This is a genomic window from Ancylobacter sp. TW_SC_1 (assembly GCF_056836805.1).
The window spans coordinates 3,879,176-3,900,031 of sequence record NZ_CM166365.1; the positions used below are offsets into that span (position 1 = coordinate 3,879,176).

18 protein-coding genes are annotated in these 20,856 nt (G+C 70.7%); 14 read left to right on the forward strand and 4 right to left on the reverse strand.

Features of this window, described 5'->3' with window-relative positions; all coding sequences use genetic code 11:
• Positions 1-79: 79 nt before the first annotated feature.
• A complete protein-coding gene (locus AC1PZ7_RS18285; RefSeq protein WP_482356612.1) occupies positions 80-2,419 on the reverse strand; it encodes an acetamidase/formamidase family protein in 2,340 nt (779 codons plus the stop codon).
• Between the two features lie 293 nt (positions 2,420-2,712).
• Here AC1PZ7_RS18285 and AC1PZ7_RS18290 point away from each other — a divergent pair, with 293 nt between their 5' ends.
• Genes AC1PZ7_RS18290 through AC1PZ7_RS18305 form a run of 4 tightly spaced genes read left to right on the forward strand, consistent with a single transcriptional unit; the run spans position 2,713 to position 7,268 of the window.
• Entirely contained in the window at positions 2,713-3,807 is a 1,095-nt protein-coding gene (locus tag AC1PZ7_RS18290; RefSeq protein WP_482356613.1) for a TRAP transporter substrate-binding protein, read from the forward strand.
• Positions 3,804-4,349, forward strand: coding sequence for a TRAP transporter small permease subunit (locus AC1PZ7_RS18295; protein ID WP_482356614.1), 546 nt, complete (start codon positions 3,804-3,806; stop codon positions 4,347-4,349). Before AC1PZ7_RS18290 ends, AC1PZ7_RS18295 begins: the two co-directional genes overlap by 4 nt.
• Positions 4,339-5,664, forward strand: coding sequence for a TRAP transporter large permease (locus AC1PZ7_RS18300; protein WP_482356615.1), 1,326 nt, complete (start codon positions 4,339-4,341; stop codon positions 5,662-5,664). Before AC1PZ7_RS18295 ends, AC1PZ7_RS18300 begins: the two co-directional genes overlap by 11 nt.
• 14 nt (positions 5,665-5,678) lie before the next feature.
• Positions 5,679-7,268, forward strand: a complete 1,590-nt coding sequence (locus AC1PZ7_RS18305) for a gamma-glutamyltransferase family protein (protein WP_482356616.1) — start codon at positions 5,679-5,681, stop codon at positions 7,266-7,268.
• A 13-nt stretch (positions 7,269-7,281) separates the two neighbouring features.
• On the opposite strand, the gene AC1PZ7_RS18310 is transcribed toward AC1PZ7_RS18305, so the two are convergent.
• Positions 7,282-7,917: an NrsF family protein gene (locus AC1PZ7_RS18310; protein WP_482356617.1), complete on the reverse strand. Its 636-nt coding sequence runs from the start codon at positions 7,915-7,917 to the stop codon at positions 7,282-7,284.
• Positions 7,907-8,470: a sigma-70 family RNA polymerase sigma factor gene (locus AC1PZ7_RS18315; protein WP_482356618.1), complete on the reverse strand. Its 564-nt coding sequence runs from the start codon at positions 8,468-8,470 to the stop codon at positions 7,907-7,909. Before AC1PZ7_RS18315 ends, AC1PZ7_RS18310 begins: the two co-directional genes overlap by 11 nt.
• A gap of 248 nt (positions 8,471-8,718) precedes the next feature.
• On the opposite strand from AC1PZ7_RS18315, the gene AC1PZ7_RS18320 reads away from it, so the two are divergent.
• The 4 genes from AC1PZ7_RS18320 to AC1PZ7_RS18335 all read left to right on the forward strand — a co-directional run bounded on the left by AC1PZ7_RS18320 (position 8,719) and on the right by AC1PZ7_RS18335 (position 11,199).
• The gene (locus AC1PZ7_RS18320; protein ID WP_482356619.1) at positions 8,719-9,003 is read left to right on the forward strand and encodes a BufA1 family periplasmic bufferin-type metallophore; all 285 of its coding nucleotides are present in this window, start codon (positions 8,719-8,721) and stop codon (positions 9,001-9,003) included.
• Between the two features lie 91 nt (positions 9,004-9,094).
• The gene (gene bufB / locus AC1PZ7_RS18325) at positions 9,095-9,949 is read left to right on the forward strand and encodes an MNIO family bufferin maturase (RefSeq protein WP_482356620.1); all 855 of its coding nucleotides are present in this window, start codon (positions 9,095-9,097) and stop codon (positions 9,947-9,949) included.
• Positions 9,950-9,956: 7 nt separating this feature from the next.
• Positions 9,957-10,739 carry an HvfC/BufC N-terminal domain-containing protein gene (locus tag AC1PZ7_RS18330; RefSeq protein ID WP_482356621.1) on the forward strand — a complete coding sequence of 261 codons (783 nt, stop codon included), beginning with the start codon at positions 9,957-9,959 and terminating at the stop codon, positions 10,737-10,739.
• 4 nt (positions 10,740-10,743) lie between these two features.
• Positions 10,744-11,199, forward strand: a complete 456-nt coding sequence (locus tag AC1PZ7_RS18335; protein ID WP_482359674.1) for a DoxX family protein — start codon at positions 10,744-10,746, stop codon at positions 11,197-11,199.
• A gap of 7 nt (positions 11,200-11,206) precedes the next feature.
• Here the strand turns inward: AC1PZ7_RS18335 and AC1PZ7_RS18340 are convergent, their stop codons facing one another.
• On the reverse strand, positions 11,207-11,992 hold the full coding sequence (locus tag AC1PZ7_RS18340; protein WP_482356622.1) for a DeoR/GlpR family DNA-binding transcription regulator: 786 nt from the start codon (positions 11,990-11,992) through the stop codon (positions 11,207-11,209).
• Between the two features lie 157 nt (positions 11,993-12,149).
• Between AC1PZ7_RS18340 and AC1PZ7_RS18345 the strand changes: the two genes are divergently transcribed.
• The 6 genes from AC1PZ7_RS18345 (at position 12,150) to AC1PZ7_RS18370 (ending at position 20,855) form a co-directional block, all read left to right on the forward strand.
• Positions 12,150-13,118 (forward strand): ABC transporter substrate-binding protein, encoded by a 969-nt coding sequence (locus AC1PZ7_RS18345; RefSeq protein ID WP_482356623.1) that lies wholly within the window; start codon positions 12,150-12,152, stop codon positions 13,116-13,118.
• Positions 13,119-13,229: 111 nt separating this feature from the next.
• A complete protein-coding gene (locus AC1PZ7_RS18350) occupies positions 13,230-14,297 on the forward strand; it encodes a quaternary amine ABC transporter ATP-binding protein (RefSeq protein WP_482356624.1) in 1,068 nt (355 codons plus the stop codon).
• Between the two features lie 96 nt (positions 14,298-14,393).
• Positions 14,394-16,295, forward strand: coding sequence for an ABC transporter permease (locus AC1PZ7_RS18355; protein ID WP_482359675.1), 1,902 nt, complete (start codon positions 14,394-14,396; stop codon positions 16,293-16,295).
• Entirely contained in the window at positions 16,292-17,188 is an 897-nt protein-coding gene (locus AC1PZ7_RS18360; protein WP_482356625.1) for a phosphotransferase, read from the forward strand. Before AC1PZ7_RS18355 ends, AC1PZ7_RS18360 begins: the two co-directional genes overlap by 4 nt.
• Complete coding sequence (locus AC1PZ7_RS18365; protein ID WP_482356626.1) at positions 17,185-19,635, forward strand: GcvT family protein; 2,451 nt, start codon at positions 17,185-17,187, stop codon at positions 19,633-19,635. Before AC1PZ7_RS18360 ends, AC1PZ7_RS18365 begins: the two co-directional genes overlap by 4 nt.
• Positions 19,632-20,855, forward strand: a complete 1,224-nt coding sequence (locus AC1PZ7_RS18370; RefSeq protein WP_482356627.1) for an NAD(P)/FAD-dependent oxidoreductase — start codon at positions 19,632-19,634, stop codon at positions 20,853-20,855. The genes AC1PZ7_RS18365 and AC1PZ7_RS18370 overlap by 4 nt, the downstream gene beginning before the upstream one ends.
• Position 20,856: the final 1 nt, after the last annotated feature.

The following is a 20,856-nucleotide window of genomic DNA, read 5'->3' on the forward strand; positions in this document are numbered from 1 at the left end:
GCCATTGGACACCTTGCCCTAGGCCAAACGGCGCCCGCCGTCATCGGGAAGAACACGGCTCCGGCACGCCCGGCCCGGCTCAGCCCTCAGGCTCGAAGATCGCCTTGGCGACCTTGGCATGGACGCCCCAATTGCCGTCCGCCACCTGCGTCACCCCGAAATCCACGGCGACCGACATCAGCGAGATCGCCTCGTCCTCGTCGAGCCCGTAGCGCTCCATGAGGAATTTTCGCGTGGCGCGGAAGGCGCCGCGCAGCGCCCGGCTCAGCGAGGAGCGCTTGAACACTTCCGACTGCGCGTTGCGGCCGAGCTCGCGCAGATAGTTGGTGTAGCTGAAGCCGTGCAGCAGCCAGGCGTCGGGCGTCTCGATCAGCGGCGCGCCGAGGCCGTTGAGATAGGCTTTCTCGGTCTCGCCGCGCTTGTGCAGCACGAGGCGGATGTCGCCGGTGAGCGAGCATTCCAGCGCGGTGCCGCTGATCTCGCCGTCGCCCTGCGCCAGATGCGGGTCGCCGACCGAGAGCAGCGCGCCCGGCACCGTGACCGGCAGATAGACCGAAGCGCCCTGCCCGGCCCGCCAGTTGTCGACATTGCCGCCGAAATAGCCCGGCGGCACGGAATCGACGATGTCGGTCTCGCGCGGCGCCACCGCGATGAAGCCGAAATGCGGACGCACCGGAATGCGCGCGCCCTTCAGCACGCCGTGCCGCTTCGCGATGCGGGTATGGTCCACCGGCACGCCGGGATAGTCGATGGTCTCGTGGACCACGCCGAACGGGTCGGTCTGCGGCGCCCAGTGATAGGAATACACCGCCTCGGCATAGCCGCTCTCGCCAGCGGCGTCGGTGCGGTAGATGGTGATGACCTCGCGCTTGCGCGGCTCGTCGAGAATGTCGTCGTGGTGGAAGCCCCAGGCCGCCGCCACGTTGGAGCCGAAGGCGAAGCCGGCATGGGCGGGATTGGCGCAGGGGCGCGGCTTGAGCCGCAGGATCTGCACCTCCAGCACGTCGCCCGGCTCGGCCCCGTGCACGAAGATCGGCCCGGTGCAGATGTGCACGCCGAAACCCTCGCCCGCCCCGCGCCCGAAGATGCTGGCGTTCATCGGCCCGGCGCCGCGCCGGTCCACCGCCTTGTAGTCGCGGCTCCAGTGAAACACGTCCTCGGCGCCGGCGTCGCCGCGGATCATCCGCTCATGGTCGTCATAGGCGTGCTGGGTCAGCGTCTCGATCGTGACGAGCGCGCCCGAGCGCACGCGCAGCACCGGCGCGATGCTGCGCGAGAGATAGCCCCAGTGCACGCTCTCGCGCGACACCGGCAGGTGATGGTGTCCCGGCTCGCCGGGCTCCGAGGGGCGCGGCGGCGCCACCCTCGGCGCGCCCTCCTCGTTCTCCGGCGGCAGGTGCGCGGCGGCCGGCGCCGGCCGCGAGGGGCGCACCCCCGAATGCATCGGCCGCCCGCGCGTCCAGCGCGTCGCCACCGTCGAGCCCGACGACTTGCGGAAGTCGCGCGGCGAGATGCCGTAGGCGCCGCTGAACACCCGGCTGAAATGCGCCTGATCGGAAAAGCCCCAGCGGAAGCCGATCTCGGCGATGGAGCGGTCGGCGTGCTGCGGGTTGACGAGGTCGCGCCGGCACTGCTCCAGCCGGCGGTGGCGGACATAGTCGGAGAACGAACGGTCCTGCCCCTCGAACAGGCGCTGGATGTAGCGCGCCGACAGCCCCTCCGCCTTGGCGATGTCGGCGACCGACAGCTCCGGCTCGCGCAGGCGCGCCTCGATCTGCGTGCAGACGCGGGCGAAATGCGCGGCCTGCACCTGGGTGGCGGTGTCCTCCTCCGGCCGCGCCTCGGCGAGCAGCGCCGAGAGCACCAGCTCGACCACGGCGGCCTCGGCGGCCATCAGGTCGCCATCCTCCATGACGGCGAAATTCGCCGCCAGCGTCCGCATCATCGGGCGCGCCGCCGTCGCCGAGACCGATTCGCCGAGCACCAGGGTCGGCACGGTGGAGGCGCGGCCGAGCCGGCCGGCCAGCCGCTCGCGCGGCACCTGCAGCAGCAGCAGCTCGAAATCGTTGCGGAACTGGATGGCGAAGGGCGTCGCCGGGTCGCACACCCACAGGTCGCCATCGGCGAATTCGGCGGCCCGCCGGCCGGAATCGGTAAGGTGGCCGCGTCCGTAATTGACGAAGCCGATCAGCAGATGCCGGTCGCCCGCCGCCACGGCCGAGAGATCCTGCGCCGTCGAGCGCAGCAGCGCCGCCGTGCCGCCGGTCGGCGAGCGCTTGATCGACACCTCGCCGAAATGGAAGGCGACGTCCTTCGGCAGGCGCCCGGCCAGCGACAGGCTGGCCAGTGTTTCCCACCACACCGCCTCCTGCTTGCTGGCGGGAAAGGCGTTGATGGAGACGGGAACGGCTCGGTTCATGGCTGTGCTGTCTAGGTCGGAGAGGCCGGTTGCCGCCAGTGAAGCACTTTGACGAATGGCGCACAAAAACTTGTCCGTGATACCACCCGCCAGCCCGCCCAATTCTCCGGCACGACGATCTTACATATTGATACAACAACGTTTTTCGACGCGATCCTGACGTCCGAGAAGCGATCGACGGCGGTCCACTGCCCCCATTAGGGCATTGCCCATGCCGCGCCGCGGCGGAATATCTAGCCCATCTGAGGCACCGCGGCGTCAACGCGGGCCCATTCCGGATCAAGGGGACCATCATGGATCGTCGTGGATTTCTGGGCGCGGGCCTTGCCGGCACCGCCGCCGTCGCCACCCTGGCCGCGCCGCACGTCGCCCGCGCGCAGCAGGTCTTCAACTGGAAGATGACCAACGCCTACGGCCCCGGCGCGCCGTTCTACGTGACCGGCCCGGGGAGCCCGACCTATTTCTGCGAGCTGGTCGGCAAGATGTCGAGCGGGCGCCTCAACATCCAGCATTTCGCGGCGGGCGAACTGATCCCGGCGCTGGAGGGCTTCGACGCGGTCTCCTCCGGCACGGTCGAGATGAACGCGGCCAATTCCTATTTCTGGGCCGGCAAGGTGCCGGCGGCGCAGTTCTTCACCTGCGTGCCGTTCGGGCTCAACTTCCAGGGCCAGAACGCGTGGATCTATCATGGCGGCGGCCTGCAGCTCTGGGAGGAGCTCTACGCGCCGTTCAACCTCGTGCCGATGCCGCTGGGCAATACCGGCGTGCAGATGTCCGGCTGGTTCCGCAAGCCGATCGAGAAGGTCGAGGACTTCAAGGGCCTGAAGATGCGCATCCCCGGCCTCGCCGGAAAGGTCTACGCCCAGCTCGGCGTCGACGTGAAGCTGCTGCCGGGCGGCGAGATCTTCCCGGCGCTGGAGCGCGGCGTGATCGACGCGGCCGAGTTCGTCGGCCCCTATCAGGACCGCCGCCTCGGCCTGCAGAAGGCGGCCAAGTACTACTACACCACCGGCTGGCACGAGCCGAACAACGTCACCGAGCTCATCGTCAACAAGGGCGCGTGGGACAGCCTGCCGGACGACCTCAAGGAGATCGTGCGGGTGGCCGCCGCGGCCTGCAACGTCATCAGCCACACCTGGTGCGAGGCGACCAATGGCGAGGCGATGACCGATCTGGTGCAGAACCAGGGCGTCATCGCCGGGCCGTATCCGACGCCGGTGGTCGACAAGCTGCGCGAGGTCACCACGACCACCCTGCAGCAGCTCGCCGACTCCGACCCGAAGATCAAGAAGGTCTATGAGAGCTTCACGGCCTTCGCCGCCAAGCACAGCCAGTGGGCCGGCCTCTCCGAGGCGGTCTACCAGACCCAGATCCGCAGGGGCTCATGAGCGACGTCCTCGAAAAGGTGGCCCGGGGCCTCGACGCGATCGTCGAGGCCTGCGGCTGGGTCGCGGCGTGGACGGGCCTCGCGCTCGTCCTCGTCATGGCCGGCAACGTCCTGCTGCGCTACGTCTTCAACACCGGGTCGGTGGCGATGCAGGAGCTGGAATGGCACCTGATGAGCCCGCTCACGCTGCTGTGCATCGCCTACACCATCAAGCATGAAGGCCATGTGCGGGTGGACATCCTCTATGCCCGCCTGCCGGCCGGCGCGAGGAATGTCATCGACCTGTTCTCGGCGCTGAGCGTGGTGGCGCTCTCGGTGATCGTGATCGTGCTGTCGTGGCGCTACGTGATGCAGTCCTACCGCATCGGCGAAGGCTCGCCCGATCCCGGCGGCCTGCCCTACCGCTTCATCCTCAAGGCGATGATCCCCGCCGGCTTCGTGCTGCTGCTCCTCCAGAGCCTCGCCGCGACCCTTCGGGCGGTCCAGCCCTTCCTCGGCGGCGGCCCACGGCCTGCCGCGACGGTGCCTGCCGATGCCTCTTAATGAAATCCTGGCGATCGCCTGCATCGCCTCCTTCTTCGTGCTGCTGCTGGTCGGCGTGCCGGTGGCGCTCACCCTCGCCATCAGCGGATTCTTCTTCGGCTGGCTCGGCTTCGGCACCACGCTGTTCAGCCTGCTGCCGGCGCGCATCTACGGCGTCACCGCCAATTACACGCTGATCGCCATTCCGCTCTTCGTGTTCATGGGCGTGATGCTGGAGAAGTCGCGCCTCGCCGACGAACTGATGGAGGTGATCGGCCATCTCTCGGGCAGCCTGCGCGGCGGCATGGGGCTCGGCATCGTGCTGGTCGGCATGCTGATGGGCGCGACCACCGGCATCGTCGGCGCCACCATCGTCACGCTCGGCCTGCTCACCCTGCCGACCCTGCTGCGGCGCGGCTACGACAGGAGCCTGTCCTGCGGCGCCATCTGCGCCTCCGGCACGCTCGGCCAGCTCATTCCGCCCTCGACCATCCTCATCCTGCTGGCCGACATTCTCGGCGAGTCGGTCGGCACGCTGTTCGCCGCCGCCCTCATGCCGGGCCTGCTGCTCACCGGCATCTTCTGCGCCTACATGCTGATCGTCGGCATCATCTGGCCGGAAAAGGTGCCCGCCATTCCGCTTGAAGAGCGCCGCGCCATGCCGCGCCGCGAATTGTGGCTGAAGGCGCTCAAGGTCGGCCTGCCGCCGATCGGCCTGGTGCTCGCCGTGCTCGGCTCGATCATCGGCGGCGTCGCCGCCCCGACCGAGGCCGCCAGCATGGGCGCGCTCGGCTCCATCCTCGTCGCCGCCGTCGCCGGGCGCTTCACCTGGCGGACGCTGGTGGACACGGTGCAGACCACCGCCCGCATCACCGCGATGATGTTCTTCGTGCTGATCTGCTCGCAGGTCTTCGCCCTCGCCTTCCGCGGCCTCGGCGGCGAGCGGCTGGTGCACGACGCCTTCGCCCTCGTGCCCGGCGGCACGAACGGCATCCTCATCTTCATGCTGCTGATCATCTTCGTGCTCGGCTTCTTCATCGAGTGGATCGAGATCAGCTACATCGTGGTGCCGATGTTCCTGCCGCTGATGCTCAACGCCAATGTCGACCTGGTCTGGGCGGCGGCGCTGATCGCCACCGTGCTGCAGACCTCCTTCCTGACGCCGCCTTTCGGCTGGGCGCTGTTCTACCTGCGCGGCGTGGCGCCGCCGGAGGTGGCGACCGGCGACATCTATCGCGGCGTCCTCCCCTTCATCGCCCTCCAGCTCGCGGCGGTGGCACTGGTCTTCACCTTCCCGGCGCTGGCGACCTGGCTGCCCCGGGCCATCGGCTGGTAACGACGGATCCTTCCATGTTGAACACGGTACGTGCCCGGCGCGGCATGGCGACCTCGCCGCATCATCTGGCGACCGAGGCGGGGTTGCGGGTGCTGCGCGAGGGCGGCAATGCGGTGGAGGCCACCGTCGCCATGGCGGCGGCGCTCGCCGTCGTCTACCCGCACATGACCGGCATTGGCGGCGACGGCTTCTGGCTGATCGGCGCGCCGGGCGAGGCGCCGGTCGGCGTCGAGGCCTGCGGCCGCGCGGCGGCGAAGGCGACCCCGGCGCTCTATGCCCGCGCCGGCCATGCGACGATCCCCCAGCGCGGGCCGCTCGCCGCCAACACGGCGGCGGCGACCGTCGCCGGCTGGGGCGAGGCGCTGGCGGTGAGCGCTGAGCATGGCGGCAAGCTGCCGCTCGCCCGGCTGCTGGAGGACGCGATCTGGCACGCCGAGAACGGCTTTCCGGTCACGGTCAGCCAGAACGAACTGACGGCCGAGAAGCGGCCCGAGCTGGCGGACGTGCCGGGCTTCGCCGAGACCTTCCTCGTCGGCGGCGCGGCACCCGTCGTCGGCAGCACGATGCGCCTGCCGGCGCTCGCCGCCACGCTGCGCCGCCTCGGCCGCGAGGGCACGGAGAGCTTCTACCGCGGCGCCCTCGCCCGCGACATCGCCGCCGATCTCGACCGCGTCGACGCGCCGGTCGCGGCGGAAGACCTCGCCGCCTGCCACGCCCGCCGGGTCCGCCCGCTCGCGGTGGACATCCCCGGCGCGCGCCTGTTCAATTTCCCGCCGCCGACGCAGGGCCTCGCCTCGCTGATGATCCTCGCGCTGTTCAGCCGTCTCGGCGTGCGCGAGGCGGAGGGCTTCGACCATGTGCACGGCCTGGTCGAGGCCACCAAGCAGGCCTTCCTCGTGCGCGACCGCCTCATCGGTGACCCTGACGCCATGGCCGGCGATCCCGCCGACTGGCTCACCGACGCCGCGCTCGACCGCCTCGCCGCCCGCATCGACACGGCGCGCGCCCTGCCCTGGCCGGCGCCGCCTTCGGCCGGCGACACGGTCTGGCTCGGCGCCATCGACGGCGACGGGCTGGCGGCCAGCTTCATCCAGAGCATCTATTTCGAGTTCGGCTCCGGCATCGTGCTGCCGCAGACCGGCATCGTCTGGCAGAATCGCGGCTCCAGCTTCCAGCTCGCCGGCGAGGGCCCGCGCGTGCTGGCGCCCGGCCGCAAGCCGTTCCACACGCTCAACCCGGCGATGGCGAGCTTCGAGGACGGCCGCCACATGGTCTATGGCACCATGGGCGGCGAGGGCCAGCCGCAGACGCAGGCCGCGCTGTTCTCGCGCTATGCCCTGTTCGGGCAGGAGCTGCAGGCCGCCATCACCGCGCCGCGCTGGCTGCTCGGGCGCACCTGGGGCGCGGAAACCGTGACGCTGAAGCTGGAGGACCGCTTCCCGCCGGCGCTGGTCGAGCGGCTGCGCGCGGCCGGCCACGACATCGAGATGGTGGAGCCCTTCACCAGCATGATGGGCCATGCCGGCGCGGTGGTGCGCCATGCCGACGGCATGCTGGAAGGCGCCAGCGACCCGCGCAGCGACGGCGCCGCGCTCGGCTTCTGAGCCGGGTGCGCGCTCACCAGCGCAGCAGGCGGCGGCCGATCAGCGCGCCGGCGGTGGTGACGAGGGCGATGGCCAGCACGTACCAGACCGCGACGAAGAGCGGGCTGTCGTCCGGGCAGTGCCAGGCATAGAGCGCCGCGCCGATGGCGCCCGCCGACAGGCCGGCGACGGCGCCGGCGAGCGTCGGGCTCGCCGGGGCGCCCTCGCGCAGCGCCAGCAGGAGGCCGGCGAGCGGCGCCAGCGACAGCACGGGGATGAGGAACAGGCAGAAGGCGGCGTTGTGGCCCATCATGTTGGCCCGCCAATCGCCCGCCGGCACCACGGCGAGCTCCAGCGCCACCGCGGCCGCGAGCAGGGCCGCCGGCAGGAGCAGCAGCGTCCCGCGCGTGCGCAGCGACAGGCCGGGGCGGCCGATGCGCAGCGCCAGCGCGGCGGCGAGCCCCGCGAGCAGCAGCGTCGCGCCGATCTTGAACAGCACCCGCGCGGTCTCGATCACGCTGGCGATATCCTGGCGCAGCCCGTAGGTGGCGAGGAGCAGACCGCCCGAGGCGAGGATGCCCGCCGCCAGCGCGGCATAGAGCCGCCGGTCGAGATGGCTGCGCGCCGGAGCGTCGGCGGCCAGCAGGGCGATCAGATCGTCAGTTTTCACCCGAATCTCTCCGATAGAGCGCGGCCAGCGATTTCAACGCCCGGTGCAGCGCCACGCGCACCGCCCCCTCGCTCATGGCCAGCCGCGCCGCCGTCTCCCTCACGCCCGCCCCCTCCAGCGAGATGGCGCGCACGATATCCTGCTGCGGCGGCTTCAGGCGGCCGAGGAAATACTCGACGTCGAGCCTGTCCGTGGCGTCGGCGCCCTGCGGCGATTCCAGCGTCTCCAGCACGTCCTCGATCGGCACGCTGACCTGGCGGCCGCGCCGGCGCAGACTGTCGATCAGCTTGTGCCGCACGATGGTGGACAGCCACGGCCCCACCGGCCGCTCCGGGTCCCACGTCCCGCGCTTGAGATGCACCGCCAGCAGCACGTCCTGCACCACGTCCTCCGCCTCGCTCTCGGGCGCGCCGAACTGCCGGCAGCGGCGAAGGGCCATGGTGCGGATGCGCGGCGTCACATCGGCGAGGAAACGGCGATATGCCGCCGAGTCCCCCGCAATGGCGAGGCGCAGGCAACGGGCCCATTCGTCTTCGTCGGCGGAATGCGTCACCCAACGTCATCCTTACGCAGACGGGGACCTCATCATTACCGCACAGGCGGCATATTTTTCCGCCGCGCGCAAGTCCGCGCGCAAGCCATGCTCGCGCAAGTCGCTCTTGCACAAGGCTGTCCCGATCGCCCGCGGCGCGGCGGTGCCTGCATCCGGAAAAATTCTCCGCCGAGGCTGTAACGCCGCCGCCGCCTTCTCCGTAGCCGATGTGTCCGCTGCTCGCGGCGACACATCAACGGAGACCTTCCATGAAAACCACCATCGCCACCCTGGCCCTTGCCGGTTCGCTCGCCACCGCCCTGGCCGCCGTCGCCGCTCCCCCCGCCCATGCCGACGAGGGCAAGGAGAAGTGCTACGGCGTCGCCATGAAGGGGCAGAACGACTGCGCCGCCGGGCCGGGCACCACCTGCGCCGGCACCTCGAAGGTCGACTACCAGCAGAACGCGTGGAAGCTGGTTCCCAAGGGCACCTGCGTGTCGATGAAGACCCCGATGGGCCATGGCTCGCTGATGCAGGGCAAGGCGCCGTCCTGATCGCGGCTCCCGTTTCATGGCGTGCGGCGCGGCCCCGCGCCGCCGCCTTCCCCTCCTTCGCTCCCCCTCCCCTGTGCGCGAGGACGCTGCCATGATCGCTTCCGCCCTGCCCGGCCGCGCCGGCGTCGGCTTCAAGCCGCAACATTTCGCCGCCATCGACGCCGCGCCGCAGCCGATCGGCTTCTTCGAGATCCACGCGGAGAACTACATGGGCGCGGGCGGCCCGCCGCACGCCCAGCTCGGCCGGCTGCGCGCCGACTATGCCCTGTCGGTGCATGGGGTGGGCCTGTCCATCGGCTCGATGCAGCCGCTCGACCGGGCGCATCTCGCGCGGCTGAAGGCGGTGTGCGGGCGCTACCAGCCGGAGAGCTTCTCCGAGCATCTGGCCTGGTCGACGCACGACACGGTGTTCTTCAACGACCTACTGCCGCTGCCCTACACGGAAGCGACGCTGGCCCGCGTCGCCGAGCATGTCGACGAGGTGCAGACGGCGCTCGGGCGGCAGATGCTGCTGGAGAACCCGGCGACCTATCTCACCTTCGAGGAGAGCACGCTGGAGGAGACGCAGTTCCTCGCCGAGGTGGTGCGCCGCACCGGCTGCGGCCTGCTGCTCGACGTCAACAACGTCTTCGTCGCCAGCACCAATCACCAGCTGGAACCGCGCGCCTATCTCGCCCGCTTCCCGCTGGAGGCGGTGCGCGAGATCCATCTGAGCGGCCATAGCGAGAGCGTCGACGATGCCGGCGCGCCGCTGCTGATCGATTCCCACGACACCCCGGTCAAGGATCCGGTCTGGGCGCTCTATGAGAGCGTCGTCGCCCGCACCGGCCCGGTCGCCACCCTCATCGAGTGGGACAATGACGTGCCGGACTGGCCGGTGCTGCGCGCCGAGGCGCAGGCCGCCGAGGCCGTCCTGCAGCGCGCGCGCCAGCGCCGGGTGGCGTGAGGGCGCCATGTCCGACCGCGTCCAGAGCACCTTCGCCGCCGCGCTGACCGACCGCGCGCGGCCGCTGCCCGCCGGCCTCAAAGCGTGGAACGGCGCCCCGCCCGAGCGACGCTTCGGCGTCTACCGCTCCAATGTCGCGGTCGGGCTGCGCGATGCGCTGGCCACGCGCTTTCCCGCCACCGAGCGCATCGTCGGTGCGGATTTCTTCGCCGCCATGGCGCAGGATTTTATCGCCGCGCACCCGCCGCGCTCGCCGCTGCTGCTCGCCTATGGCGAGGATTTTCCCGATTTCATCGCCACCTTCGCGCCGGCCGCCGGGCTCGCCTATCTGCCCGACGTCGCGCGGCTCGAGACCGCCCGCGGGCGGGCCTACCACGCCGCCGACGCGGCGCCGCTCGACCCCGGCGCGCTCGCCCGGCTCGCGCCCGACCGGATCGCCGGGCTGGTCCTGCGTCCTCACCCCGCCATGAGCGTGCTGCGCTCACCCCATCCGGTCGTCGCCATCTGGGCGATGAATGCCGGCGAGGCGCCGCTCGCCCCGATCGAAGAGTGGAGCGGCGAGGACGCGCTCGTCGTGCGCCCGGCGCTCGCCGTCGAGGTGCGGCGCCTGCCGCCGGGCGGCGCCGTCTTCCTCGGCGCGCTGGCGGCGGGAACCCCGCTCGGCGTCGCGGCCGGGCAGGCGGCGGGAGAGGCGGACGGCTTCGACCTCACCTTGAACCTCACCATCGCGCTGGCCAGCGGCGCCTTCGCGGCCCTCGCGGGAGACCACGACCATGACCCCGATGCCTGAGACGATGACCGCAAAGCCGCCTCGCACCACGCTGGGCGACGCCTGGGCGCGCCTCGCCCGGCTGTTCGCCCGCATCCCCGACGATCTCGTCGCGCTGCTCGCCCGGCTGTCCATCGCCGGCGTGTTCTGGCAGTCCGGCCAGACCAAGGTGGAGGGCTGGCACGTCACCGACAGCGCGGTCTACCTGTTCGAGAACGAGTACCGCCTGCCGCTCGTCGACCCGTGGCTGGCGGCGCATCTGGCGGCCTTGGCCGAGCACCTGTTCCCGGTGCTGCTGGTGGTCGGCCTCGCCAGCCGGCTGTCCGCCCTCGCTTTGCTCGGCATGACGCTGGTGATCGAGATCTTCGTCTATCCCGACGCCTGGCCGACGCACGGCACCTGGGCGGTGTGCCTGCTCGTCATCCTCGCACGCGGCCCGGGCCGGTTCGCGCTCGACCACCTGATCGCCGCGCGGGCCTGAGCCGCCTTCAGGCGGCGGCGTCCTCGTCCGTCACCACCAGTTCGATCCCCGACTCGGCGATCCAGCGCCGGTCGGCGGGCGCGGGCGCCCGGTCGGTCACCAGCACGTCGATCTCGCCCGAGGCGCAGATCTCGACGGCGGCGCGGCGCCCGAACTTCGAATGGTCGGCCACCACCAGCGCCTCGCTCGACGCCTCGATCATGGCGCGGGCGATGCGCGCCTCGTCGAGGTCGAAATCCATGAACGCGCCGGTCTCGTCCACCCCCGCGACGGACAAGATGGCGAGGTCGGCGCGGAATTGCCGGATGAAGGCCAGCGCCTCCGGCCCCACCGCCGCGGCAAGGTCGGCGCGCAGCTCGCCGCCCGCCATGTAGATGCGGTTGCCCTCGCGCCCGACCAGATGGCGGGCGATCTCCAGCGAATTGGTGACGACGGTCAGGTCGCGCCGGGCGGTCAGCGCCTCGGCGACATAGGCGGTGGTCGAGCCGGTGTCGATCAGCAGCACCTGGCCGTCGCGCACGCGGGCGGCCACCGCCGCGCCGAGCGCGCGCTTGGACGCCGCGTTGACGCGCATGCGGCGGTCGAACGGCGCCTCGGCCCCCGGCCCCGCCCAGGCGACGCCGCCATGGGCGCGCGTCAGCATGCCGCCATCGACCAGCCCGCGCACATGCCGGCGCACCGTCTCGTCCGACACGCCGAGCTTCTCGGCCAGCACGCTGATCCGGCTGAACCCGTCCTCGCGCACCGCCTCAAGGATCGCCGCCTGCCAGCGCGTTGGGTGCGGAATGTTCATTCATTGCCTCCGATGCGGGCATCCTGTGGGGTTGGATCGATGAAATCAACAAATTTGAGGGAACGTTGTTGATTTTCGTGGGAATGGCACCGATCCTGCAGAGCGTCGGGTCGGTCGTCATCCATTGGCCGCCTCTTCCAGCTCGGGAGCATTTCTCATGGTCCGATATCTCACGCGCCGATTTCTCCCTCGCCTCGCCGTGACCAGCCTTCTCGCCCTCGGCCTCGCCTCCGGCGCCGCCCGGGCCGAGGTGGAATCAACCGACCCGATCAAGATCACCCTGCACGACTGGACCGGCCAGTTGCTCAGCGCCCGCATCATGGGCGAGGTGCTGAAGAAGGCCGGCTACAATGTGGATTACGTGCAGGCGGATTACCTCGCCCAGTTCGCCGGCCTCAAGACCGGCGACCTGCACCTCGCCATGGAAATCTGGGCCACCACCGGGCAGGAGGCGCTCGACGAGGGTGTGAAGTCCGGCAAGGTGGAAAATCTCGGCGAGACCGGGATGCTGGCCATCGAGGAATGGTGGTTCCCCGACTACATGAAGGAAAAATGCCCCGGCCTGCCGGACTGGAAGGCGCTGCAGAAATGCGCAGCCGAATTCTCCACGCCGGAGACCGCGCCCAAGGGCCGCTATCTCGGCGGCCCGGTCACCTGGGGCGGCTTCGACGAGGAGCGGGTGAAGGCGCTCGACCTCGATTTCGAGGTGGTGCATGCGGGCACCGACGCGGCGCTGTTCGCCGAATTGCAGAGCGCCTATGACCGCAAGGCGCCGATCGTGCTGTGGATCTACGCGCCGCACTGGGCGCCGATCAAGTACAAGGGCGAGTGGGTGGCGTTCCCGGCCTATGAGCCGGCCTGCTACACCGACCCGGCCTGGGGCCTCAACAAGGAGGCGACGCATGATTGCGGCAAGCCGCGCGGCCCGATTTGGAAGGCCGGCTGGGCCGGCCTGAAGGACAAGTGGCCGGGCGCCCACGAGGCGATCAAGCACTTCAAGATCGACAATGACGAGATGGGCGCGCTGGTCGCCCGCGTCGATCTCGACGGCGAGAAGGTCGAAGCCGTGACCGACGACTGGATCGCCAAGAACGAGGCGCGCTGGAAGGAGTGGCTCAAGAAGTAGCCGCACCGGCAGGCGGCCACCTCGACAGGCCGCCCCTCGACCGACCCATGACCCGCCGGCGACGCCCGACGCCGCCGGCGGCTCCTCTCAGCGTCAATTACGGAGCAGCCCGTGCCTGCGCCAGCGGACGACGTCGTTCTCGCCTGCCGCCACGTCTCCAAGCTCTACGGCCATGACGTCGGGCGTTTCCTCGACGGCAGCGGCCGCGCGGGCCGGGCCGGCGCGGCGCAGATGGCCGCCGCCGGCGTGGTCTCGGCCGTCATCGACGTCGATCTCGACATCGGGCGCGGCGAGACCTTCGTCATCATGGGCCTGTCCGGCTCGGGCAAGTCGACCCTGGTGCGCTGCCTCGCCGGGCTGATCGAGCCGAGCGGCGGGCAGGTGCTGTTCGAGGGGCGCGACCTTTTCCGCCTGCCCGAGCGCGAGCTGATCCAGCTCCGGCGCCACAAGATGGGCATGGTGTTCCAGCACTTCGCCCTGCTGCCCCATCTCACCGTGCTCGGCAACGTCGCCTTCCCGCTCGACGTGCAGGGCGTGCCCCGCGCCGAGCGCGAGGCGCGCGCGCAGGAGATGATCGAGCTGGTCGGCCTCAAGGGGCGCGAGCGGCATTTCCCGCGCGAGCTGTCCGGCGGCCAGCAGCAGCGCGTCGGCATCGCCCGCTCGCTCGCCGCCGACCCGGAGCTGTGGTTCCTCGACGAGCCGTTCTCGGCGCTCGACCCGATGATCCGGCGCGAGATGCAGGACGAGCTGCAGCGCCTGCAGTCCATTCTCAACAAGACCGTCGTCTTCATCACCCATGATTTCGACGAGGCGGTGCGCCTCGCCGACCGCATCGCCATCATGAAGGACGGGCGGCTGGTGCAGGTCGGCACGGCGGAGGAGCTGATCCTCCACCCCGCGAGCGACTATGTGCGCGCCTTCACCCGCGACGCGCCGCGCGCCAAGATCCTCACCGCCCGCGCCATCATGCGGCCGGTCGCGCCGGGCGAGACCGGCGTCGCCGGCATGGTGCCGGCGTCGAGCCCGATCGCCGGCTTCGCCCAGCAGGTCGAGGCGTCCGACAGGCCCTTCGCCGTGGTGGAGGACGGGCGCATTCTCGGCGTGATCGACCGCCGGGCGATGATGGACGTGCTGGTCGGGCGTGACCTCGCGCCGGCCGCCGGGGAGCCGTCGGCGTGAGCGCGCAGACCCTCGACGCCGCCCTTTGCGCCCGCGCGGCCGCGCGCGAGCGCGCTGCTGTGGCCGGCCGTCGGCGCGATCACCCTCCTTCTGGTGATGCTGCCGACCTCGGCGCTGCCGGGCTGGTTCTGGAAGCTGCCGGCCGGCTGGAAGCTGCCGGTCGCCGCCGAGGTCTCGGCCTTCATGAAATGGTTGGTGGAGGACGCCGCGCTCGGCCCGGTCAGCTTCCTCGACCTCACCCGCGCCTTCTCCTGGCTGCTCGACTGGCCGCTGGCGCTGGCGCGGGCGCTGCTGGTGGCCGGCGTCACCACCGGGCAGGGCTCGCAGGCGGTGCAGTGGTTCCCGCCCCTGCCCTGGTTCGCCGTCCTGCTGCTCGCGGTCGCCGGCGCCGCGCGGGCCGGCGGCTGGCGGCTGGCCGTGTTGATGGCCGCCGGACTCGGCTACCTCCTGGTGTTCGGCCAATGGGCGAGCGCCATGGTGACGCTGGCCTCGGTCGTCGTCGCCGCGCCGCTGGCGGTGCTCGGCGGGTTGCTCGTCGGCATCGCCTGCTACCGCTCGGCGCGGGTCGAGAAGGCGATCACGCCGCTGCTCGACCTCGCCCAGACCGTGCCGATCTTCGCCTATCTCGTGCCGATCCTGTTCCTGTTCGGCTTCGGCCCGGTCTCGGCGATGATCGCCACCATCCTCTACGCCCTGCCGCCCATGGTGCGCGTGGCGGCGGCGGCGTTCCGCGCGGTGCCGGAGGAACTCGTCGCGCTCGCCCGCATGAGCGGCTGCACGCGGCGCCAGTTCACCTGGAAGGTGCTGGTGCCGACCGCCAGGCCCGCGCTCATGCTCGGCGTCAACCAGGTCATCCTGCTCACCCTCAACATGGTGATCATCGCCTCGATGATCGGCGCCGGCGGGCTCGGCTACGACGTGCTGGCCGCGCTGCGCCGCCTCGCCATCGGCGCCGGCATCGAGGCCGGCCTCGCCATCACCGTGCTCGCCGTGCTGCTCGACCGGCTGGCGCAGGCCATGGCCCGGCGCAGCGAGCGCGGCCGGCACCATGGCGAGACCGGCGCCCGCGCCTACTGGACCGCCGTGCTCGGCACCGGCGCGGCGCTGTGGCTCGCCGCGTGGCTGGTGCCGGCGCTGGCGGTGTTCCCCGAGAGCCTGCACGTCTCCACCGCGTCCTGGTGGGACGAGCTGGTGCGCTGGATCAACATCACCTTCTTCGACGCGCTCGACGCGTTCAAGACCTTCGTCCTGCTCAACCTGCTGGTGCCGGTGAAGCGCTTCGCGCTCGCCCTGCCCTGGCCGTGGGTGGCCTTGGTGGCGGGCCTCGCCGGCTGGCGCAGCGGCGGCCCGCGCCTCGCCCTCGGCGCGCTCGCGGGCGTGCTGTTCATCGTCTTCGTCGGCCTGTGGGAATACGCGGCGCTGACGCTCTATCTGTGCGGCGTCTCGGTGCTGATCGCGGTGGCGCTCGGCGTGCCGATCGGCATCGCCTCGGCGGCGAGCCCGCGCCTGTGGCGGGTGGTGGAGGTGGTCATCGACACGCTCCAGACCCTGCCCTCCTTCGTCTACCTGATCCCCATCGTGATGCTGTTCCGCGTCGGCGACTTCACCGCCATGATCGCCATCGTGCTCTACGCCATCGCCCCGGCGATCCGCTACACCGCGCATGGCCTGCGCGGCGTGCCGGCGCCGCTCGTCGAGGCCGGCATCGCCAATGGCTGCACGCGCCGGCAATTGCTCACCCGCATCAAGCTGCCGCTCGCCCTGCCCGACATCCTGCTCGGGGTGAACCAGACCATCATGCTGGCGCTGTCCATGCTGGTCATCACCGCGCTGGTCGGCACGCGCGACCTCGGCCAGGAGGTCTATTCGGCGCTGGCCAAGGCCGATGTCGGGCGCGGCGTGGTGGCGGGGCTGTGCGTCGCCCTCATCGCCATGGTCGCCGACCGGCTGATCTCCGCCTGCGCGCAGCGGCTCAAGCGGAGGCTCGGCCTGGCATGACCGACACGCTCGACAAGGTGCGCAACCTCTTGCTCTGGCAGGGCAAGGTCGACCCCGTGCCGCTCGCCGGCGGCATCACCAACACCAACTTCCTCGTGCAAGACGCCGGCCGGCGCTATGTGGTGCGGGTCGGCGCGGACATTCCCGAGCACGGCATCTCGCGCGCCGCCGAGCTCGCCGCCAGCCGCGCCGCCCATGCCGCCGGCGTCTCCCCCGCCGTGCGCCACGCCGAGCCGGGCATCCTGGTGCTCGACTACATCGAGGGCCGGACCTACGCGGCCGAGGACGTGCGCGCCGATCTCGACCGCGCGGTGGCGCTGGTGAAGCGGGCGCATGAGGGCGTGCAGCTTCACCTGCGCGGCGGCGCCCCGGCCTTCTGGGTGTTCCATGTCGTGCGCGACTACGCCCACCGGCTGGAGGCCGCCGGCTTCCGGCTCAGGGGCGAGCTGCCGCGCCTGCTCTCCATCGCCGAGCGGCTCCGGCGCGCGGTCGGCCCGGTCGATCTGGTCTTCGGCCATAACGACCTGCTGCCGGCCAACTTCCTCGACGACGGCACGCGGCTCTGGCTGATCGACTGGGACTATGCCGGCTTCAACTCGCCGCTGTTCGATCTCGGCGGCCTCGCCTCCAATAACGGCTTCAGCCCCGCCGAGACCGAGCGCGCGCTCGCACTCTATTTCGGCGCGCCGCCGGACGATGCGCTGCGCCGCTCCTTCCAGGCCATGCTGACCGCCTCGCTGCTGCGCGAGGCGATGTGGAGCATGGTCTCGGAAGTCCATTCCAGCATCGACTTCGACTACCGCGCCTACACCCAGGACAACCTCGCGCGGTTCGAGGCCGCCTTTGATGCCTTCAACCAGCTTGCCGCGTTCAACGAAATGGACCGCCGATGAGTGCCAATGATCTCCCCTCCTCCGCCCGCGTCGTCGTCATCGGCGGCGGCATCGTCGGCTGTTCCACCGCCTATCACCTCGGCAAGATGGGCTGGACCGACGTCATCCTGCTGGAGCGCAACAAGCTGACCTCCGGCTCCACCTGGCACGCGGCCGGCCTCGTCGGCCAGTTGCGCACCAGCGCCAACATCACCCAGCTGCTCGGCGAATCCGTCGCGCTCTACAAGCGGCTGGAAGCCGAGACCGGCCTCGCCACCGGCTGGAAGATGAATGGCGGCCTGCGCCTCGCCTGCAATGCCGACCGCTGGACCGAGGTGAAACGTCAGGCCACCACCGCCAAGAGCTTCGGCCTCGACATGCAGCTCCTCACCCCGAAGGAGGCGCAGGAGCTGTGGCCGCTGATGACCGTCGACGACGTGGTCGGCGCCGCCTTCCTGCCCACCGACGGGCAGGCCAACCCCTCGGACATCACCCAGGCGCTGGCCAAGGGCGCGCGCATGGCCGGCGTCACCATCGCCGAGGAGGTCGGCGTCGACGCCATCGAGGTGGAGAACGGCCGGGTGAAGGCCGTCGTCACCACGCGGGGCCGCATCGCCTGCGACAAGGTGGTGATCTGCGCCGGCATGTGGTCGCGGGCGCTCGGCGCGCTGGCGGGGGTGAACATCCCCCTCGTCGCGGTGCAGCACCAGTACATGGTCACGGAGCCGATCGCCGGCGTGCCGCGCAATCTGCCGACCCTGCGCGATCCCGACCGTCTGACCTATTACAAGGAGGAGGTCGGCGGGCTGGTCGCCGGCGGCTACGAGCCCAACCCCATCCCCTGGGCGCAGAAGGGCGTTCCCGACGGCTTCCACTTCTCGCTGCTGCAGGAGAACTGGGAGCATTTCGAGCCGCTGATGGACCTCATGCTCGGCCGCGTGCCGGCGTTGGAGACGGCCGGCGTGCGCCAGCTCATCAACGGCCCGGAGAGCTTCACGCCGGACGGCAATTTCATCCTCGGCGAGGCGCCGGAGGTGAAGGGCGTCTTCGTCGGCGCCGGCTTCAACGCCTTCGGCATCGCCTCGGGCGGCGGCGCCGGCATGGCGCTCGCCGAATGGGTGGCGAGGGGCGAGCCGCCCTATGATCTGTGGCCGGTCGACATCCGCCGCTTCGGCGCCAACCACCGCGACGAGGGCTGGGTGCGCACCCGCACGCTGGAAGCCTATGCCAAGCACTACACCATGGCGTGGCCTTCCGAGGAACATGCGAGCGGGCGCCCGCTGCGCCGCTCGCCGCTCTACGACCGGCTGAAGGCGGCCGGCGCGGTGTTCGGCGAGAAGCTCGGCTGGGAGCGCGCCAACTGGTTCGCGGGAGAGGGGGAAGAGCCGCGCGACCGCTATTCCTTCGAGCGGCCGAACTGGTTCGCCGCGGTCGGGCGCGAGCACGCCGCCTGCCGCGAACGCGCGGTGCTGTTCGACCAGACCTCCTTCGCCAAGTTCGAGCTGGTCGGGGCCGATGCCGAGGCGGCGCTGTCGTGGATCTGCGCCAATGACGTGGCGAAGCCGCCGGGCGCGCTCATCTACACCCAGCTCCTCAACGCGAAGGGCGGCATCGAATGCGACCTCACCGTCGCCCGTCTCGCGCCGGACCGCTACTACATCGTCACCGGTACCGGCTTCGCCACGCATGATTTCGACTGGATCGCCCGCAACATCCCCGCGGGGATGGACGCGCGGCTGGTCGACGTCACCTCGTCCAACGCGGTGCTGTCGCTGTTCGGCCCGAGAGCGCGCGACATCCTCGGCGCGCTGACGGATGACGACATATCGAACGAAGGCTTTCCCTTCGCCCGGGTGAAGCGGATCAGCGTCGCCGGTGCGCCGGTGACCGCGCTGCGCGTGACCTATGTCGGCGAGCTCGGCTGGGAACTGCACCTGCCGGCGGAATTCGCCGCGACGGTGTTCGACGCCCTGGTCGAGGCGGGCCGGCCGCACGGCCTCGCGCTCGCCGGCTACCGCGCCATCGAGACGCTGCGGCTGGAAAAGGGCTACCGCGCCTGGGGCGCGGAGATCGGGCCGGATCACTCGCCGCTGGTCGCCGGCCTCGGCTGGGCGGTGAAGCTCAGGTCGAACCAGCCCTTCCTCGGCCGCGAGGCGCTGGAAGCGCAGCGGGCCCGGCCCCTGCCGCGCCTGCTCGCGGCCTTCACGGTGGACGATCCCGATGTCGTCCTGCTGGGGCGCGAGACCATCTTCCGCGATGGGCGCCGCGCCGGCTGGCTGTCCAGCGGCGGCTATGGCTACACGCTCGGCAGGCCCATCGGCTACGGCTATGTCCGCGACCCCGGCGGGGTCGACGCCGACTATGTGCTGTCCGGCCGCTACGAGCTGGAGGTCGCCGGCCTCCGGGTGCCGGCGACCGTCTCCCTCGCCCCCCTCTACGACCCCAAAATGATCAAGGTGAAAGCGTGAGCACGTCGGCGCACATCGTCATCATCGGCGGCGGTGCCGTCGGCACCGGCGTCGCCCTCCAGCTCGCCGAGGCGGGCTTCCGGGACATTCTTCTGCTGGAGCGGGAATCCTCGCTCTGCGCCGTCACCAGCCCGCAGGCGGCGGGCCTCGTCGGGCAGGTACGCTCTTCCCTCGAGCGCACCAGGCTCGCCATGTGGTCGGTCGCCACCTTCGCCCGGCTGGAGCGCGAGTCGGAGATGAAGCCGAGCTGGCGGCAGACCGGCAGCCTGCGCCTCGCCCAGACCGAGGCGCGCGTCGCCGAATTCCGCCACATGATGGCGGTGGCGAAGGAGGCCGGGCTCGAGGTCGAGCTGCTCGACGCCGCAGCTGCGACGAAGCTGTGGCCGCAGCTTGATTTTGCAGCAGCGCTTGCAGTGCTCCACTGCCCGACCGACGGCTATCTGCAACCGGCCGATCTCGTCGCTTCCTACCAGCACGAGGCGCGAAAGCTCGGCGTGCGGTTCAAGACCAGCGCCGGCGTTTCCGGCATCCGGCTGGAGAACGGCCGCGTCGCCGGTGTCGTCACGCAGGAGGGCGAGGAGATCGCCTGCGCCATGGCGATCAACGCCGCCGGCGCCCATGGCTATCATGTCGGGCGCCTCGTCGGCCTCGACCTGCCGGTGATCCCGGTGCGCCACCATTACATGATCACCACGCCAACCGATTGGATTCGCCCGGATTTTCCGGTCCTGCGCATGCCGGACGGCACGCTCTATGCCCGCGCCGACGTCAATTCGCTGCTGATCGGCGGCTGGGAGCCGGAGGCGATGTCGCTCGACCCGCGCAGCTATGGGCTGGGCGAGCGCCTGCCCGCCATCGCCGAGGACTGGCCGGTGCTGGCGAACTTCATGGAGGCGTTCCGCCCCTTCGGCGGCGCGCTGTGCGACCAGCCGATCCGCCACGTCTTCACCGGCTGGCCGACCTTCACCCCGGACGGTCGCTTCATCATCGGCGAGAGCGCAGCGGTCCCCGGATTCATCGCCGCAGCCGGCTGCAACGCCCACGGCGTCTCGGGTTCAGCCGGAATCGGGCGCCATGTGGTCGAGGCGCTGACCGAGAAGGAGCCCTCGCCCTATGTGAAAAGCCTGTCGCCCGACCGCTTTGCGGGCGGCGTCGACTGGGACGAGGCACGGCGCAAGGCGCAGCACGTCCTCGAAACCTACTATCACATCGGCCATTGAG